Consider the following 16721-nt stretch of genomic DNA (forward strand, 5'->3'; position numbering starts at 1 on the left):
AACATACTATGAACGCGTCACGCGGCAAGCCCCCGCGGCCGCTCTCCCGGAACTTATTCCCCGGCATTTCGCTCCTTTATCAAAGGAGAACGTACCCATGTCGATTCAGAAGATGATTTCCGAACACCCCGCCGTCGGCGACGATTACAACGACAGCCTCGGCCTCGCGGTGAAACACGCATTGTATTGCGCCGCGATCTGCAACAGCTGCGCCGATGCGTGCGTGGCGGAGGAGGGCGACATGGCGCGCTGCATCCGCCTGTGCAGCGATTGCAGCGACATCTGCACCGCGACCTACCGCGTCGCCAGCCGCCGGACCGACGAAAACCGCGCCATCATCCGCGACATGCTCGCCCTGTGCATCAAGGCCTGCGAAACCTGCGCGGAGCAGTGCGAGAGCCATGACGATGCGCATTGCCGCCGCTGTGCCGAGATGTGCCGCGAATGCGCACGCGATTGCAAGGCCGCGCTCGACGACCTGCGCAAGGAAGCCGCATAACGAAAAAGGCCGGGGTCACATGCCCCGGCCTTCCCCGTTTCACCGACGCGCGGCGATCAGGCCGCCATGCGCATCTTTTTCAGCTTTTTCAAAGCCATCTGCCGTTTCAGCCGCGACAGGTGGTCGATGAACACGATCCCTTCGAGATGGTCCATCTCGTGCTGCAGACAGATTGCCATCAGACCGTCCATCTCCTCCTCGTGCACCGTGCCGTCGAGATCCTGCCACCGGGCGCGGATGTGCGAAGGGCGATCCACCTCGGCATAGATGTCGGGGAGCGAGAGGCAGCCTTCGGAATAGGTCTGCAACTCCTCCGACGGGTCGAGGATTTCGGGGTTGATGAACACGCGCGGGTTCTTCTTCACCGGGCGATGATCGTGGCCGCATCCGTGATCGCCGCAATCCTCCGCCGGCGCATCCTCGTCCGGTTCCTGAAGATCGATGACGAGCACGCGTTTCGGCACGCCGACCTGCACCGCGGCAAGGCCGATGCCGGGGGCGGCATACATGGTTTCGAACATGTCCTCGACCAATGTGCGCAATTCATCGTCGAACTGTTCGACGGGGGTGGACACCTGCTTGAGCAGCGGATCGGGAACTTCGATGATTTCTCGGATAGCCATAGGTGCCATTTAGGGCGCCCCGGCCCATCCGGCAAGACGCGCCGCCGCGAAAGGGATCAAAGCGGCTTGCGCGCCCGCAACGCCTGCGCCAGCGTCCCTTCGTCGAGATAGTCGAGCTCGCCGCCCACCGGCAGACCGTGGGCAAGCTGCGTCACGCGCACGGGCCGCCCCTCCAGCCGCTCGGCAATGTAATGCGCGGTCGTCTGCCCCTCGAGCGTGGCATTCATGGCGAGCACGACCTCGTCCACCCGCACGCCGTCCACACCGTCGCCATCCACGCGGTCGAGCAGCGCGCCGATGGACAGATCCTCCGGCCGCACCCCGTCGAGCGCCGACAATCGCCCGCCCAGCACGTGATAGCGCCCCGGAAACAGCCGCGCCCGGTCCAGCGCCCACAGATCGGCGACATCCTCCACGACACAGATGCTGGACGCATCGCGGCGCGGATCGGCGCAGATACCGCAAGGGTTGCGCGTATCGACATTCCCGCAGACCGTACATTCGACGAGCGTTTCGCGCACCGTCGTAAGGCTGTTCAGCAAATCGACGAGCGCGGTTTCGCGCCGTTTCACCAGCCACAGAACCGCCCGCCGCGCCGAACGCGGGCCCAGCCCCGGCAGCCGGGCGAGCGCGCCGGCCAATGCCTCGATCTCTTGCGATGCCATGTGGGGGCAGATAGGGACTGCCCCCGGTGATAGGAAGACACAACATGCGCGTCATATTCATGGGCACCCCGCAATTCTCCGTTCCCACGCTGGAGGCGGTGATCGCGGCCGGGCACGAGGTGATCGCCGCCTATTCGCAGCCGCCACGCCGCGCGGGCCGGGGCAAGAAGCTGCAAGCCTCCCCGGTGCAGCAGGCGGCCTAGGCGCATGGCATTCCCGTGCATACGCCCGCCTCGCTCCGCGGCGAGGAGGAGCGCGCCGCTTTCGCAGCGCTCGATGCCGATGTGGCGGTCGTGGCGGCCTATGGCCTGTTGCTGCCGGTGCCGGTGCTGGAGGCGCCGCGATACGGGTGCCTCAACGTCCATGGCTCGATCCTGCCGCGCTGGCGCGGGGCGGCGCCGATACAGCGCGCGATCCTCGCCGGCGACCAGACGACCGGCGTCACCATCATGCAGATGGAAAAGGGTCTGGATACCGGCCCGATGATCGAGAAACGCCGCACGCGGATCGAGCGCAAGACCGCAGGCGCACTGACCGAGGAAATTGCGCGCATGGGGGCTGAGGCGATGGTCGACGTACTGGCGAAGCTACCCCATGTCCGGCGGGAGGTGCAGCCAACGCTCGGCGTGACGCATGCAGCCAAGATCGACAAGGCGGAGGCCCGGCTCGACTTCACGCAAAGCGCGGAGCAACTGGGCCGGCAGGTGCGCGCCTTCGCCCCGCGTCCCGGCGCGTTCTTCGAATGGGAAGGCGAGCGGTTCCGCGTGCTGGAGGCCGAGGTCATCGGGCGCGAGGGGCCGGCGGCGACCGTGCTCGACGATATGCTGACCATTGCGTGCGGCTATGGCGCGCTGCGGCCCACCATGGTGCAGCGCGCGGGCAAGCCGGCGATGCCCACCGCCGACATGCTGCGCGGCTTTCCCATTGCGGCGGGGACCGAGATCCGGTGACGCGCTTTGCCCTGACGCTGGAATTCGACGGCGGCCCGTTCATGGGCCTGCAACGGCAGAAGCACGGCCCCTCGGTACAGCAGGCGGTGGAGGAGGCGGTGCATGCCATCACGCATCAGCATGCCGCGATGCATGCCGCGGGCCGCACCGATGCGGGCGTGCACGCCATCGCCATGCGCGCGCATATCGACGTGGACCATCCGCGCGGGGCGGATCATCTTCGCGACGGGCTGAACGCGAAATTGCGCCCGGCGCCTGTCGCCGTGACCGATTGCGTCGTCGTACCGGATGAATGGCATGCCCGCTTTTCGTGCACCGGACGGCGCTATCTCTATCGCATCGCCAATCGGCGCGCGCCGCTGACGTTCGACCTTGGGCGGGCGTGGCAGATGGGCATGCCGCTCGATGCGGAGGCGATGCATGACGCCGCGCAGGTGCTGATCGGGCATCACGATTTCACCACGTTTCGCTCGACCGCGTGTCAGGCGAAGAGCCCGATGCGCACGCTCGACCGCCTCGATGTGGAGCGGGTGGGCGGCGAAATCCATGTCCACGCCGCCGCGCGCAGCTTCCTGCATCATCAGGTGCGCTCGATGGTCGGGTGCCTCGTGCGCGTGGGCATGGGGCGATGGACCAGGGGCGATCTGGCCGATGCGCTGGCCGCGCGCGACCGGCAGCGGCTGGCGATGAATGCCCCGCCGCAGGGGCTCTATTTCGTGGACGCGACCTACGCCCCGGATTGACCCGCCGCGCTGCCCCTCTTTCGCACCAGCACCCAATATGCCGCCCCCGCCGCAATCGCCCCGCCCACGACATTGGCCGCAAGCTCGGCGGTATAGACCGCGTCCGCGCCCCACGCGCTCTGCAATATCCACGCCACCGGCACCATGATCGCGAGCACGCGGAGGAGCGATTGCAGCAAGGCCAGCCCCGCATGGTCCACCGCATTCAACGCCCCGTTCGACGCGATGAGCAGGCCATAGCCGCCATAACCCCACACCCCGATCTCGACATAATCGGTGAGCGCGGCGATCACCGCCGGATCGTCGGTGAACAGCCGCGCCAGCGCATCGCGCGCGAGGAACAGGGCCAGCCCCACCGCCGTGCCATAAGCGACGCAGAACCCCGCCGCCAGCATCGCAGCATGGCGCACCCGCCCATGGCACTCCGCGCCCCAGTTCTGTCCCACGATGGCGCCGATCGCCCCGGAAAGGCCGAGCAGCGGCACCACGGCAAAGCTTTGCAGCCGCCCCGCCGCGCCGAACCCGGCAACGGCGGCCTGCCCCTCCGCGGCGAGAAAACCGGTCAGCACGGACAGGCCGATCGGATTGATCGAATTGGAAAAGGCCGCCGGCCCGGTCACCCGCGCCAATGCCAGCGCATCGCCCAGGCCCGCGTGGCGCAATGCGGAAACCGACAATCCGATCCGACTGCGCGCGAGCAGGACGAGTCCCATCGCCATCGCGCTCGCAAATCCGCCGATGCTGGCATAGGCGGCGCCGGCGATGCCATAGCCCGCCATGCCGAACGCCCCATTGATGAGCACGGGATCGAGCAGCCAGTTCACCACCGCAAAGGTGATCAATATCGCCATCGAATGCCGCGCCAGCCCCTGCCCACGCAGCGCGCCATTGGCGCCCATCATCAACAATTGCAGCGGATAGAACATCGCATAGGGCCGCATATACGCATCGATGAGCGGGAGCAGCGTATCCTGCGCCTGCATCAGCTCGAACAACGGCACGCGCCCGATGAACAGCGCCGCGGCCAGCACGAGGCCCAGCCCCGCCGCCACGCCGATCCCCATCGCGGCCAGCCCGCGCGCATGGTCCATGTTCCCCTTGCCCAAGGCGCGGCTCACGACGGAGCTGATCCCCGCCATCACCCCGACACCGAGGCTGGACAGCGCGGTGGTGACGGGAAAGATGAACGCCACCGCCGCCAGCGCATCGGCGCCGAGCTGCCCGATGAAATACGCATCGATGATGCCGACCGACATGATCGCCGCAACCCCGACGATCAGCGGCGCGGTCTGCGTCACCATGTGGCGCGGGATCGACCCCGTGACCAGCCGTGCCTTTTGCGTGCGGCGCGGTTCTGAGGATGCGGTTTCGTCGGCTGTATCGGGCATGCAGTGGCCCTTAACCCGGATTACGGCGGTTGTATGCCCTTCCCGCCATCTTGTCCGCGGGGCGGTCCGGCGCGGCTGTTCGCGTCATGCTCTGGCCAAACGGGGCGGGAGCGGCCATGACCATACCCAAACATGGAAAAACACGAAGGAGCCAACCGCATGACCGCGACCACAGCACGGCATATCTATTCGAAACTCGCAAGTGACGGCACGCTGACCGTCAGCATCGCGGAGGAAAGCCTGCCCGAACCGACCGGCTCGCAGGTTCTGATCGAGGTGGAGGCCGCGCCGGTCAATCCCTCCGATCTCGGCCTTCTGTTCGGGTCCGCCGATCTTGAAAATGCGGAGTTCGGCGACGGCACGATCACCGCGCAAATGCCCGCCCCCGCCCTGCGCGCGATGCAGGGCCGCGTCGGGGAGGCCATGCCCGTCGGGATCGAGGGCGCGGGCCGCGTCGTGGCCGCCGGCGATGACGCCGCGGCACAGGAGCTGATGGGGCGGCGCGTCGCCTGCGCCGCCGGCGGCATGTATGCGACGCACCGCATCGTAGAGGCGCGCGAATGCATGACGCTTCCCGATGACGTCCCGGCGGAGCTGGGCGCTGCGTCCTACGTCAATCCGATGACGGCGCTTGGCTTTACCGAAACGCTGCGTGCAGAAGGCGGCAAGGGTATCGTCCATACCGCGGCTGCGTCAAACCTGGGCCAGATGCTCGTGAAGATCTGTGCCGAGGATGACATTCCGCTCGTCAATATCGTGCGGTCGGACGAACAGGTAAAGCTCCTGCGCGACATCGGCGCGACGCATGTGGTGAACAGCAGCGACGACGATTTCTTTGCCCGGCTGAAGGACGCGATTGCCGAGACGGGCGCGATGACCGCCTTCGACGCGATCGGCGGGGGGCGCATGGCCTCCACCATCCTGACCGCGATGGAACAGGTCGCCTCCGCGAACGACGAATACAGCCGTTATGGCAGCAGCACGATGAAGCGGGTGCATGTCTATGGCGCGCTGGACCTGTCCGTCATCGAACTGACGCGCAGCTTCGGCTTTGTCTGGACGGTTTCGGGATGGCTGCTGATGCCGTTTTTGACGCAGGCCGGGCGCGACACGGTGGAGCGGATGCGCGGCCGCGTGCGGGACAATCTCACCGGCATGTTCGCAAGCCAGTATTCCGCGCGCGGCGATCTGTCCGCCATGCTGCGCCGTGAAAATGCGCTGTCCTACAATGCGAAGAAGACGGGCGAGAAATTCCTCGTCACGCCGAACGGCTAAGCGGCGGTCAGTTCGCGCCCGGCACCGCGCGGATCATGAATTGTCGCCAGATGCGCGCCGGTGCGTCGCCGCCCGAAATGCGGCTGCGGTCGGCGGAGTCCGCATCGGCATAGACCCACACGCCCGCCACGATCCCCCCGGCCCAGCCGACGAAGACCGCATTGCGGTTTTCCTGGCTGGTGCCGGTCTTGCCGAAATTGGGAATGGGGAGCCGGGCGGCCTGCCCCGTGCCGCGGTTCACCGTTTCGCGCAGCATCTCGATCATCTCGGCATGGACACGGGGGTCGAGGCGGTAGCGTCCGCCATGGTCCTCCGGCTCGCCGCGGGCGGGCTGCACCGCATAGGGCCGCACCGGATATTCGCCGCGCGCGATGCCCGCATAGGCGGCGGTAAGCTGCAACAGGGACACATCCGCCGTGCCGAGCGGCAATGACGTATCCGCCGGGTCCATCGCCGCGTCGATGCCGAAATCCTGCGCGAGCGAGACGACCGCGTCGCCGCCGACCTGATTATAAAGCCGCGTCGCGACGACATTGCTGGAATGGACGAAGGCATCCTCCAGCGTGATCTGCCCGCGATAGGCATTGCCCGCATTGCGCGGCCCGCCGGGCATTTCGGTATCGCTCACCATCATGCCGGGGCTCATCCCCTGCTGTAACGCGGCGAGCCAGACGAACAGCTTGAACGTGGACCCCGGCTGCCGCCCGGCCAGCGCGTGGTTGAATTGATTCGCGTTGTAATCCTTGCTCCCCACCATGGCGAGCACGGCGCCGTCGGGCCGCATCGCGACGAGCGCGACCTCCGCATCGCCGACATCGACCGAACGCACCGCCGCCTCAGCCGCGCGCTGCACCTCCACGTCGAGCGTCGTCGCGATGATCGGCGCATCGGCGCCATAGCCCTCCGCCACGGCGAGCCTTCGGATCCAGTTCGTAAAATGGGCATAGCGCGGCGGTTCGCGATTGGATTGCAGGCGCAGCCGCGCATCGGGCATGGCGCGCGCCTCCGCTTGCGTCAGATAGCCTGCATCGACCATCGCGATCTTTACCACGTCGGCGCGGGCGCGGGCGGCGGCGGCATGGACGCTGGGTGCAAGGCTGCTCGGCGCCTTGGGCAGACCGGCGAGCAGGATCGCCTCCTGCGGGGCGAGATCCTCCGGCGCCTTCCCGAAATAGCGCATGGACGCCGCGCGCAGGCCATAGGAGCGGTCGCCGAAATAGATCTTCGAGAGATAGCGTTCGAGGATCTCCTCCTTCGTCAGCCACAATTCGAGCCAGAGCGCCGTCGGCACCTCCAGCAATTTGCGCCCCATCGTGCGGTCGTGACTGTAATAGGTGACCTTGGCGAGCTGCATCGTGATGGTCGAGCCGCCCTGCATCGATCCACCGCCCAGATTATGGACGAACGCCCGCGCCACCCCGCGCGGATCCACGCCCCAGTGGGAGAAAAACCGACGATCCTCGATTGCGAGGAAGGGCTGTATCACATGGGCGGGGAGCATCTCCGCCTCCACCGGGGCGAGCACGACGTCGCCGCCGCGCGCGATCGGCTGACCGTCCTGCGACACGAGCACGAAGGGATCGCCATGCGGGTCGAGCGTTTCCGAAACCGGCTTCGTCGCGGCGAGCCACACGATCGTGAGGCCGAGCAGCACGACGAACGCCACCGCTCCCCATTTGACCAGCCGCGCGGTAAGCGTGAACGGCAGCAGCAGGCACCCGGCGATACACCCCCGGCGGCGCGGTTCGTCCGGCGGGGCGGGGTAATATTCCTCCGCATAGGGATCCGCGGCGCCGCCGCCCTGCTCGTCCCAGTCGTGACCAAAGCCGTAGCCTTGCGATTCTTCGAGATAGCCGGGCTCGTCCGCGATCCTTGCGTCATCGCGGCGCGAACGGCGCCACCACCTGTCCCGGCGCGGCTTTTCGAAATCATCCGCCATGATGCACCGCCCTACCCGATGGCGTGCCCGGCCGCGTCCGGCCGACGCGCATTATCCGGCGCGCGACACGACGCTTTCGGGAAGGTCGGTGCCGAAGACGCGCTGATAATATTCGGCGACCAGCATGCGCTCGGTCTCGTCGCACTTGTTGAGGAAGGACAGGCGGAAGGCAAAGCCGACATCGTTGAAGATGCGCGTGTTTTCGGCCCAGCTGATGACCGTGCGCGGCGATGCGACGGTGGAAATGTCGCCATTGATGAACCCTTCGCGGGTCAGGTCGGCGACCTGCACCATCTTGCGCACGAGGTCGGGTTCGGCGTCCGGCACCTGCGCGCGCACGATGTTCACTTCGGTCGCCTCGGGCAGGTAATTGAGCCCGACGACGATGTTCCAGCGGTCCATCTGCCCCTGGTTGATCGCCTGCGTGCCGTGGTAAAGCCCGCTGGTATCGCCGAGGCCGACGGTGTTGGCTGTCGCGAACAGGCGGAAATGCGGATCGGGGCGGATGACACGGTTCTGATCGAGCAGGGTCAGCTTGCCGCTGGTTTCCAGGACGCGTTGGATGACGAACATGACGTCGGGCCGGCCCGCATCATATTCGTCGAACACCAGCGCGGTCGGCGTCTGCAGCGCCCAGGGCAGCAGCCCTTCGCGAAACTCGGTGACCTGCAACCCGTCGCGCAGCACGATGGCATCGCGCCCGACGAGGTCGATCCGGCTGATATGCGCATCGAGATTGATCCGCACGCAGGGCCAGTTGAGGCGCGCGGCGACCTGCTCGATATGGGTCGATTTGCCGGTGCCGTGATACCCCTGCACCATGACACGGCGGTTGTGCGCGAACCCGGCCAGGATCGCGAGCGTGGTGTCGGGATCGAACACGTAATTGGGATCGGTATCGGGCACGCGCTCGTCCGCGCGGCTGAAGGCCGGGACCTTCATGTCGATGTCGATACCGAAGGTCTTGCGCACGTCCACTTGCGTGTCCGGCGCGGCCAGTGCGGTTTCGTGGCTGTTCGTGTTCTGGGTAATGTCGGTCATGGCACCATTGCGGTTAAACATGTGCCGCGGGCGGGGCAACAGGCAATCGGCCACGGCGCCGGTTTTGCATCACCCGAACCGGCCCGCGCGGCGAAGATGCTGATACGCGGCGACGACCTGTTGCAGGCGGTTTTCATGGCTGCGGTCGCCGCCGTTGCGGTCGGGATGATAGCGTCGGACAAGTTCGGAATAGCGGCTTCGCAATTTCTGCCGGTCGGCATCGACGCCAAGGCCCAGCACGTCGAGCGCGCGGGCATCCTCGCCCGAAACGCCGGCGCGGCGGGCGCGGTCCTCCTCCCGCCATTGTCGTTCGCGGTCCGACCGGCGGGCCCGGGCGCGCGCCGAAATCGCCTCCAGCGGATCGTCGAAATCGGCCCAGCGCGGCGCACCGTCAATGCCCGCCGTCGGCGAATAGGCCCGCGAATCGCGCCATCCGGACACGGGCGATTGCGCGTCGAGGATTTCCTCCGCGCTCATGCCTTCGAAAAAATCGTAGCCCGCATTGAACTGCCGCACATGGTCGAGACAGAACCAGCGCCACTCCCCCGGCCCGTCGAAACCGGGGCCGCGCGCGCCCGGCGCACGAAATTCGCCCGCCTCCTCGCATCCGGGGGCGTGGCAGATCGTGCCGGGATTTTCGTGTCGTCCATGGAACCGGTCTCGTGGCATCGCCATTGAAATGATACGCCCGCCCCGAAATGTGAACCCCCCGATTTGAAAGCACCCCCATCATGCCCCAACCCAATTCCCCATCGGGCCCGCTCGAAGCGGAAATCCGTGAACGGCTTACCGCCGCATTCGCGCCCGCCCGGCTGGACGTGAACAACGACAGCGCGACCCATCGCGGCCACATGGGCGACGACGGCAGCGGCGAATCGCATTTTTCGATCTATATCGAGGCCGATGCATTCAAGGATCGCTCCCGGCTCGAACGGCAGCGCATGGTCAACCACGCGCTGGGCGACATTCCGGGAGAGCGCGTCCACGCCATTGCGATCAAGGCCGAAGCGCCGGGGATCGTCCCATGAGCTACGATCTGTGGTACTGGCCCGGCCTTCCCGGGCGCGGCGAGTTCGTGCGGCTCGTGCTGGAGGCGGCGGACATCGCCTATGCCGAGCCGGCCCGCGCGTCCGGCCTCTCCACCGATGACGGCATGACCAAAGTGGCCGAACATCTCGCCGCGATGAAAAGCCGGCCCGCCTTCGCCGTGCCGCTGCTCGAAACGGCAGGCGAATCGATTGCGCAGACGCCGAACATCATCGCCTTCCTGACCGAGGAGCACGACATCGGCACGAATGATGCAGCGGCCCGGCGATATATGAATCAGCTGCAGCTCGACATCGCCGACATGACGGAGGAGGTGCACGGCGTGCATCATCCCATCGCGACCTCGCTGTATTACGAGGATCAGAAGGACGCGGCGATGCAGGCGGCGGAGGATTTCCGCGAAAACCGCATCCCCAAATATTGCGATCATTTCGAGGCCGCGGTGCAAGCGAACGGCGGCGACTGGGCCATCGGTGACACGTGGAGCGGGCTGGATGCGTCGCTTGCCTATCTCCTCGACGGGCTGCATTTCATGTTTCCGCAACGCATGGCCGCCCTTGCCGGGGATTATCCGAAGCTGCACGCGATCCGCGACGCGTTCTTTGCCTTGCCGCGCATCGCCGAATACCGGAAAAGCGACCGGTGCCAGCCTTTCGGCAAGGAGGGCATCTTTCGCAACTATCCCGAACTGGACGCTGCATGACCGACCCCATTCTGAAAACCGTCACGCCCGTAAGCCACGATCTCGGCGCGTTCACCGTGCATCGGGCCGTGCCTCAGCAGGCGTGCCGGTCGGTCGGTCCCTTCGTCTTCGTCGACGAATTCGGGCCGAGCACGCTCGACATCGGGACCGGCATGGACGTCCGGCCGCATCCGCATATCGGCCTGTCGACCGTCACCTATCTCCTCGAAGGGGCGATCGAGCACCGCGATCTGCTCGGCAGCAGGCAGGTGATCACGCCCGGCGCGGTCAATCTGATGACGGCGGGGCGCGGCATCGTCCATTCCGAACGGTCGCCTGCGGACGAACGCGCCGCCGGCCCGCGCCTGTTCGGGACGCAGACATGGCTCGCGCTTCCCGATGGGCAGGAGAATATCGACCCGGCGTTCGAATCCATTGCGTCAAAGGATCTTCCCATCGTTGCCGACGGCGGATCGCAGGCGCGGATCATCATGGGCACACTGTGGGGCGAAACCGCGCCGACCACATGCCATATCGAAACGATCAATGCCGACATCGAACTCGCGCCCGATGGCAAGATGCCGGTCGACGCGGACGTCGCGGAGCGCGCGGTGATGCTGCTCGCCGGCGATGCGAGCATCGATGGCATCGCGCTCGACCCGCTGAAGCTCGTCGTGCTTCGCCCCGGCGCGGCGGCGGTGCTGTCCTCGCGCGACGGGGGCCGGGTCTTTCTCCTCGGCGGCGAACCGGTGGGCAAACGGCACGTGTGGTGGAATTTCGTGCACAGCAGCCGCGACCGGATCGAGCAGGCGAAGGAAGACTGGCGCGACGGCAAGTTCCCGCGCGTGCCGGGTGACGAGGCGGAATACATCCCCTTGCCCGACCGGCCAAAGACTGTCAGCTATCCCTGAAAGAAAACGGGGTATGGGACAGACCTATGAAAACGGTGCAGCTGGGTAACGGAATCGAATTGCAGGTTCGCGACGAAGGGCCGCGCGATGCGCCTGCGTTGATCTTCCTGCACGGTTTTCCCGAATCGCATCGCACCTGGCGGCATCAGATCCCGTATCTGTCCGGGCGTTACCGCTGCGTCGCGCCGGATCAGCGCGGATACCGCCATTCGTCGAAACCCGGCGGGCCGGAGCATTACCGGGCCAGCCTGCTGGTCGGCGATGTGTTCGCGCTCGCCGATGCGCTCGACATCGGGCAATTCACGGTCGTCGGGCACGATTGGGGCGGCGCGATCGCATGGGCCGTGGCGATGGCGGGGCAGCCCTGCGCCGATCCGGTCGCGGCAGCCCCCATGCCGGCCGCGTCACCCGCGCGATTATCGCCAATGCCCCGCACCCCGCGGTGATGCAGCCGCTTTTATATACCGACCGCGAACAGCGCGCCGCCTCCCAGTATATCCGCGTGTTCCGCGACACGGACAATGACGCGTTGATCGAACAGGGCGGCCTGCTCCCCCTGCTGGCGAAGGCATTTCCGGACCGGGATTCCTCGCCCCGCCCCGAAGCCGAGGAGCAGGCCGCGCTGATCGAGGACTGGTCCGATCCGGAGCGCGCGTTCGGCATGATCAACTGGTATCGCGCATCGGCCATGGACGTGCCGCCGATGGACGCGCCCTTTGCCATTCCCGACGATGCAAAGACGATCGCGATGCCGCAAATCGCCATCCCGACGCTCGTGATCTGGGGGATGGAGGACCATGCGATCCGGCCCGCCAATCTCGACCGGCTTTCCGATCATGTCGACGATATTTCCATCACGCGCATTGCCGATGCGGGCCATTTCGTCATCTGGGAGCGGCCGGAGGCGGTGAACGCGGCGATGGACGGGTTTCTCGGCGCGGGCGAACGGTAACGCCCATTGCCAGCCAAGGCCGCGACGCCTAAGTCGCGGCTGTCATGACAAAACCGCTCACCTTCGCCATTCCCAAGGGTCGCATCCTCGACGAAGCCCTGCCGCTGATGGCCCGTGCCGGGATCGTTCCCGAACCGGGCTTCCACGACAAGGCCAATCGCGCGTTGAGCTTTGCGTGCGAGGATCCCTCGATCCGGCTCATCCGGGTGCGCGCGTTCGACGTCGCCACCTTCGTCGCGCACGGCGCCGCGCAGGCCGGGATCGTCGGGTCCGACGTGATCGAGGAATTCGATTATTCCGACCTCTACGCCCCCGTCGATCTCGACATCGGGCACTGCCACCTGTCCATCGCGGAGCCGGTGGACGGGGCCGAAGAAGACGGGCGCAGCGCCAGCCACATGCGCGTCGCGACCAAATATCCCAACATCACCCGCCGCTGGTTCGAGGCGAAGGGCGTGCAGGCCGAATGCGTGAAGCTGAACGGCGCGATGGAACTTGCGCCCTCGCTCGGCCTTGCCAGCCGGATCGTCGATCTCGTGTCGACGGGCCGTACGCTGAAACAGAACGGGCTCGTCGAAACGGCGAAAATACTGCCCGTGTCGGCCAGGCTCATCGTCAATCGCGCCGCGCTCAAAACCGACAGCGCCCGGCTCGGCCCCATGATCGAGGCGTTTCGCGCGCTGGCCGAACACAACCCGGGCCATGAGGCGGCGGGCCTTCCGGCGGGTGCGGTGTAATGCGCAGGCTGGACGCATCGGACGCGGATTTCGACACCGCCTTTGCCGCCATCGTCGCCGACCGGCGCGAGGAGGACGCGGGCGTCGGGCGCGACGTCACCGCGATCCTGGCGCGGGTGAAAGAAGACGGCGACGACGCACTCATCGCCTATACCGAGAAATTCGATTCCCACACGCTGGCCGGGGACGGCGACGCGGGATGGACCATCGGGGCGGAGGAATGCCGCGCGGCCTATGACGGGCTGGCCCCGGCGCTGCGCGATGCCCTCGAAACCGCGGCGGCGCGCATTCGCGCCTATCACGCGGCGCAATTGCCCGAGGATCGCGATTACCGCGACGATGCGGGCGTGCGGCTCGGCGCGAAATGGCGGGCGGTGGATGCCGCCGGGCTTTACGTGCCGGGTGGGCGCGCGGCCTACCCGTCCTCGCTGCTGATGAATGCGATTCCGGCGAAGGTGGCGGGCGTCGAACGGCTCGCCGTCGCGACGCCGACGCCCGGTGGCGCGGTCAATCCGCTCGTGCTGGCCGCGGCGCATGTCGCCGGCGTGGACGAAATCTGGCGCGTGGGCGGGGCGCAGGCGATCGCCGCGCTTGCCTATGGCACCGGGCGGATTGCGCCGGTCGACGTCATCACCGGACCCGGCAATGCCTGGGTCGCGGAGGCGAAGCGGCAATTGTTCGGCGTGGTGGGCATCGACATGGTCGCGGGGCCGTCGGAAATCCTCGTCATTGCGGACGCGGACAACGACCCGGCGCATATCGCCGCCGATCTGTTGAGCCAGGCCGAGCACGATCCCGTCGCGCAGTCCATTCTCATCACCGACGATCCCGGTTTTGCCGCCCGTGTCGCGGACGCGGTGGAGGACGAGCTGGCCCGCCTCCCCGATCCGGGCGTCGCGCGGCAAAGCTGGACCGATCATGGCGTCATCATCACCGCTCCGATGGCGCGCGCGGCCGAGCTTGCCAATGCCTTGGCGGCCGAACATGTGGAACTCGCCGTGGCATCGCCCGAACCGCTGCTGGGCGCGATCCGGCACGCAGGGTCGGTCTTTATCGGTCGCCATGCGCCCGAAGCGGTCGGCGATTACGTGGCGGGGCCGAACCACGTCCTGCCCACCGGACGACGCGCCCGGTTCGCCAGCGGGCTGTCCGTGCTCGATTTCATGAAGCGGACGAGTTTCATCGAACTCGACCGCGCGGCGCTTGCCGCCATCGGTCCCGCCGCCGTCGCACTGGCCGAGGCGGAGGGGCTGCACGCCCATGCCCGATCGGTCGCCATCCGCCTCGAAGGAGAAAATTCATGAGCATTTCGCTGCACCACGCGCTCGTTCCCCAGTGGATCCAGATGATCGACGGGCTGGAGCGCGTGCTCGCCAAGGCGGACAGCCATTGCGGCGAAACCGAGCGCAGCGAGGACGAATTCGTCCAGATGAAGCTTGCCCCCGACATGCTGGATTTCGCGTATCAGGTGAAATCGGTGCGCACCCATTCCATCGGCGCGGTCGAAGGCGTGCGGGCTGGCGTGTTCAGCCCGGACATGTCCGAAAGCCCGCGCGATTTTGCCGCGATGCGCACGATGCTCTCGCAAACGCGCGACGCGATCAACGCGCTCGACCCGGCGGAGTTCGAGGGCTTTATCGGCAAGCCCGTGGAATTCCGTTTTCGCGATTTCGTCATGCCGTTCGACGGGGAGGAATTTCTCCTCTCCTTCTCGCAACCCAATTTCTATTTCCATGTGACGACGGCCTACGCGATCCTGCGGCAGGCCGGTGTCGCGGTCGGCAAGTTCGACTATCTGGGATCGGTCCGGAAGAAAGTTTCATGACTCAAAAAGCCCGTTCGCAATCGCGCTCCGCCGCGCGGCTGGCCGCGGTGCAGGCCCTGTATCAGCACGATATGGAAAAGACGCCGATCACGCGCCTGCTCGACGAATTTCATCAGCACCGCCTCGGCCGCGAGATCGAGGAGGCGCAATATGCCGATGCCGAGGTCGCGTTTTTCGACGATCTGGTAAAGGGCGTCGACGCCCGCCGCGAAGAGATCGACACCCGCATCACCGAGCGGCTGGCAACAGGGTGGTCACTGACCCGGCTCGACCGCACGATGTTGCAAATCCTGCGCTGCGGCACGTATGAGCTGATGGCCCGCGCCGACGTGCCCAAGGCCAGCGCGATCAGCGAATATGTCGACGTCGCCCATGCCTTTTTCGAAGCACGCGAGGCAAAATTCGTGAACGGCCTGCTCGACGCGATTGCGAAGGATGTCCGATCCTGAAACCTGCGCCGTGACCGGTCCCGGCGACGATAGCGGCGAGGCGCGTTTCATCGCGGCCATGCGCGCTCTCGCCACCGGGACGGGCGCGCGGGCGCTTTCCGACGATGCCGCGGTCCTCGACACGCATGGGCCGCTCGTCGTGACGCATGACATGATGGTGGAGGGCGTGCACTGGCTTCCTTCGCAGGACGCCGCCGACGTCGCTTGGAAACTGGTCGCCTCCAACCTGTCCGACCTTGCCGCCAAGGGCGCGCGCCCGGTGGCGCTGATCCTCGGCTACATGCTCGGCGATGCGGCGTGGGACGCGGCATTTGCGGCCGGTCTTCGCGCGGTGCTTGCCGCCCATCCCGCGCCGCTGCTCGGCGGCGATACGGTGGCTGGCCCCTCTCCTGCTGCCACGCGCACGCTCGGCCTCACGGCCATCGGCGCGCCGGTGCGCAACCCGCCGCCCGCCAGAGCCGACGCACAGGTGGGCGACCGCGTCTGGGTTACAGGCGTGCTCGGCGCGGCCCTTGCCGGGTTCGAGGCGTTGCAGCGCGGCGTCGACGATCCCGCGCTGACCGCCGCGTTCCGGCGGCCCGAACCGCAGCTGGCGACCGGCGCGGCGCTGGCGCCGGTGGTGCACGCGATGATGGACGTGTCCGATGGCCTGCTCATCGATGCGCGCCGGATGGCGGAGGCGAGCCGGACCACGATCGCGATCGACAGCTCGGCGGTGCCCGTCCACCCCGCCCTCGCGGATCGGCGGGACGAGGCGATGCGATGGGGTGACGATTACCAGTTGCTCTTCACCATGGCCGATGGGATCGCCCCGCCGGTCGGCGCCTGCTGCATCGGCGCGGTGCTTCCGGCCGGACGCGAGCCCTTGCTGATCGATCGCGGGCCGCCCGATGGATCGATCCCGCTCGGTTACGCACATGGGCGGGACACGGCGTCCAAGGATTGAGGCGCCGCACGACGATGTGCGATTGACCCGGACCACGCCCGGCGGCAGA

Annotated in this window: 19 protein-coding genes and 1 pseudogene; 14 read left to right on the top strand and 6 right to left on the bottom strand. The window is 66.8% G+C overall.

The window, feature by feature from the left end:
- The first annotated feature begins 97 nt into the window (after nucleotides 1–97).
- Nucleotides 98–499 (top strand): four-helix bundle copper-binding protein, encoded by a 402-nt coding sequence (locus tag JD971_RS03875; RefSeq protein ID WP_202086061.1) that lies wholly within the window; start codon nucleotides 98–100, stop codon nucleotides 497–499.
- A 56-nt stretch (nucleotides 500–555) separates the two neighbouring features.
- Here the strand turns inward: JD971_RS03875 and JD971_RS03880 are convergent, their stop codons facing one another.
- Both JD971_RS03880 and recR read right to left on the bottom strand, forming a co-directional pair.
- Nucleotides 556–1122 carry a peptide deformylase gene (locus tag JD971_RS03880; protein WP_202086063.1) on the bottom strand — a complete coding sequence of 189 codons (567 nt, stop codon included), beginning with the start codon at nucleotides 1120–1122 and terminating at the stop codon, nucleotides 556–558.
- Nucleotides 1123–1178: 56 nt separating this feature from the next.
- Nucleotides 1179–1787, bottom strand: a complete 609-nt coding sequence (recR, locus tag JD971_RS03885) for a recombination mediator RecR (protein ID WP_202086065.1) — start codon at nucleotides 1785–1787, stop codon at nucleotides 1179–1181.
- A 44-nt stretch (nucleotides 1788–1831) separates the two neighbouring features.
- On the opposite strand from recR, the pseudogene fmt reads away from it, so the two are divergent.
- Nucleotides 1832–2737: pseudogene (fmt, locus tag JD971_RS03890) on the top strand (methionyl-tRNA formyltransferase).
- Nucleotides 2734–3480, top strand: coding sequence for a tRNA pseudouridine(38-40) synthase TruA (gene truA / locus JD971_RS03895; protein ID WP_202086067.1), 747 nt, complete (start codon nucleotides 2734–2736; stop codon nucleotides 3478–3480). The pseudogene fmt and the gene truA overlap by 4 nt, the downstream one beginning before the upstream one ends.
- On the opposite strand, the gene JD971_RS03900 is transcribed toward truA, so the two are convergent.
- Complete coding sequence (locus JD971_RS03900) at nucleotides 3465–4868, bottom strand: MATE family efflux transporter (RefSeq protein WP_202086069.1); 1404 nt, start codon at nucleotides 4866–4868, stop codon at nucleotides 3465–3467. The two genes, truA and JD971_RS03900, sit on opposite strands and share 16 nt — an antisense overlap.
- 159 nt (nucleotides 4869–5027) lie before the next feature.
- Here JD971_RS03900 and JD971_RS03905 point away from each other — a divergent pair, with 159 nt between their 5' ends.
- A complete protein-coding gene (locus tag JD971_RS03905) occupies nucleotides 5028–6143 on the top strand; it encodes a zinc-binding dehydrogenase (protein WP_202086071.1) in 1116 nt (371 codons plus the stop codon).
- A gap of 7 nt (nucleotides 6144–6150) precedes the next feature.
- Here the strand turns inward: JD971_RS03905 and JD971_RS03910 are convergent, their stop codons facing one another.
- The 3 genes from JD971_RS03910 to JD971_RS03920 all read right to left on the bottom strand — a co-directional run bounded on the left by JD971_RS03910 (nucleotide 6151) and on the right by JD971_RS03920 (nucleotide 9792).
- A complete protein-coding gene (locus JD971_RS03910) occupies nucleotides 6151–8082 on the bottom strand; it encodes a transglycosylase domain-containing protein (protein ID WP_202086073.1) in 1932 nt (643 codons plus the stop codon).
- Nucleotides 8083–8133: 51 nt separating this feature from the next.
- Nucleotides 8134–9123, bottom strand: a complete 990-nt coding sequence (cobS, locus tag JD971_RS03915; protein ID WP_202086075.1) for a cobaltochelatase subunit CobS — start codon at nucleotides 9121–9123, stop codon at nucleotides 8134–8136.
- Between the two features lie 69 nt (nucleotides 9124–9192).
- Nucleotides 9193–9792: a J domain-containing protein gene (locus JD971_RS03920; protein WP_202086077.1), complete on the bottom strand. Its 600-nt coding sequence runs from the start codon at nucleotides 9790–9792 to the stop codon at nucleotides 9193–9195.
- 62 nt (nucleotides 9793–9854) lie between these two features.
- Here JD971_RS03920 and JD971_RS03925 point away from each other — a divergent pair, with 62 nt between their 5' ends.
- Genes JD971_RS03925 through thiL form a run of 10 tightly spaced genes read left to right on the top strand, consistent with a single transcriptional unit; the run spans nucleotide 9855 to nucleotide 16672 of the window.
- Complete coding sequence (locus JD971_RS03925; RefSeq protein WP_202086079.1) at nucleotides 9855–10151, top strand: BolA family transcriptional regulator; 297 nt, start codon at nucleotides 9855–9857, stop codon at nucleotides 10149–10151.
- Nucleotides 10148–10873 (top strand): glutathione S-transferase, encoded by a 726-nt coding sequence (locus tag JD971_RS03930; RefSeq protein ID WP_202086081.1) that lies wholly within the window; start codon nucleotides 10148–10150, stop codon nucleotides 10871–10873. The genes JD971_RS03925 and JD971_RS03930 overlap by 4 nt, the downstream gene beginning before the upstream one ends.
- Entirely contained in the window at nucleotides 10870–11763 is an 894-nt protein-coding gene (locus tag JD971_RS03935) for a pirin family protein (RefSeq protein WP_202086083.1), read from the top strand. Before JD971_RS03930 ends, JD971_RS03935 begins: the two co-directional genes overlap by 4 nt.
- 26 nt (nucleotides 11764–11789) lie before the next feature.
- Entirely contained in the window at nucleotides 11790–12209 is a 420-nt protein-coding gene (locus JD971_RS17040; protein WP_371809708.1) for an alpha/beta fold hydrolase, read from the top strand.
- Nucleotides 12209–12715: an alpha/beta fold hydrolase gene (locus tag JD971_RS17045; RefSeq protein WP_371809709.1), complete on the top strand. Its 507-nt coding sequence runs from the start codon at nucleotides 12209–12211 to the stop codon at nucleotides 12713–12715. The genes JD971_RS17040 and JD971_RS17045 overlap by 1 nt, the downstream gene beginning before the upstream one ends.
- Before the next feature lie 44 nt (nucleotides 12716–12759).
- The gene (gene hisG / locus JD971_RS03945) at nucleotides 12760–13452 is read left to right on the top strand and encodes an ATP phosphoribosyltransferase (protein ID WP_202086085.1); all 693 of its coding nucleotides are present in this window, start codon (nucleotides 12760–12762) and stop codon (nucleotides 13450–13452) included.
- Nucleotides 13452–14756: a histidinol dehydrogenase gene (gene hisD / locus JD971_RS03950; protein WP_202086086.1), complete on the top strand. Its 1305-nt coding sequence runs from the start codon at nucleotides 13452–13454 to the stop codon at nucleotides 14754–14756. Before hisG ends, hisD begins: the two co-directional genes overlap by 1 nt.
- Nucleotides 14753–15277, top strand: a complete 525-nt coding sequence (locus JD971_RS03955) for a DUF1993 family protein (RefSeq protein ID WP_202086087.1) — start codon at nucleotides 14753–14755, stop codon at nucleotides 15275–15277. The genes hisD and JD971_RS03955 overlap by 4 nt, the downstream gene beginning before the upstream one ends.
- Nucleotides 15274–15726, top strand: coding sequence for a transcription antitermination factor NusB (gene nusB / locus JD971_RS03960; RefSeq protein WP_202086088.1), 453 nt, complete (start codon nucleotides 15274–15276; stop codon nucleotides 15724–15726). Before JD971_RS03955 ends, nusB begins: the two co-directional genes overlap by 4 nt.
- Nucleotides 15713–16672, top strand: coding sequence for a thiamine-phosphate kinase (gene thiL / locus JD971_RS03965; RefSeq protein WP_236672256.1), 960 nt, complete (start codon nucleotides 15713–15715; stop codon nucleotides 16670–16672). Before nusB ends, thiL begins: the two co-directional genes overlap by 14 nt.
- Nucleotides 16673–16721: the final 49 nt, after the last annotated feature.

This window comes from Croceicoccus sp. YJ47, from assembly GCF_016745095.1.
In the GTDB taxonomy this organism is placed as follows: domain Bacteria; phylum Pseudomonadota; class Alphaproteobacteria; order Sphingomonadales; family Sphingomonadaceae; genus Croceicoccus.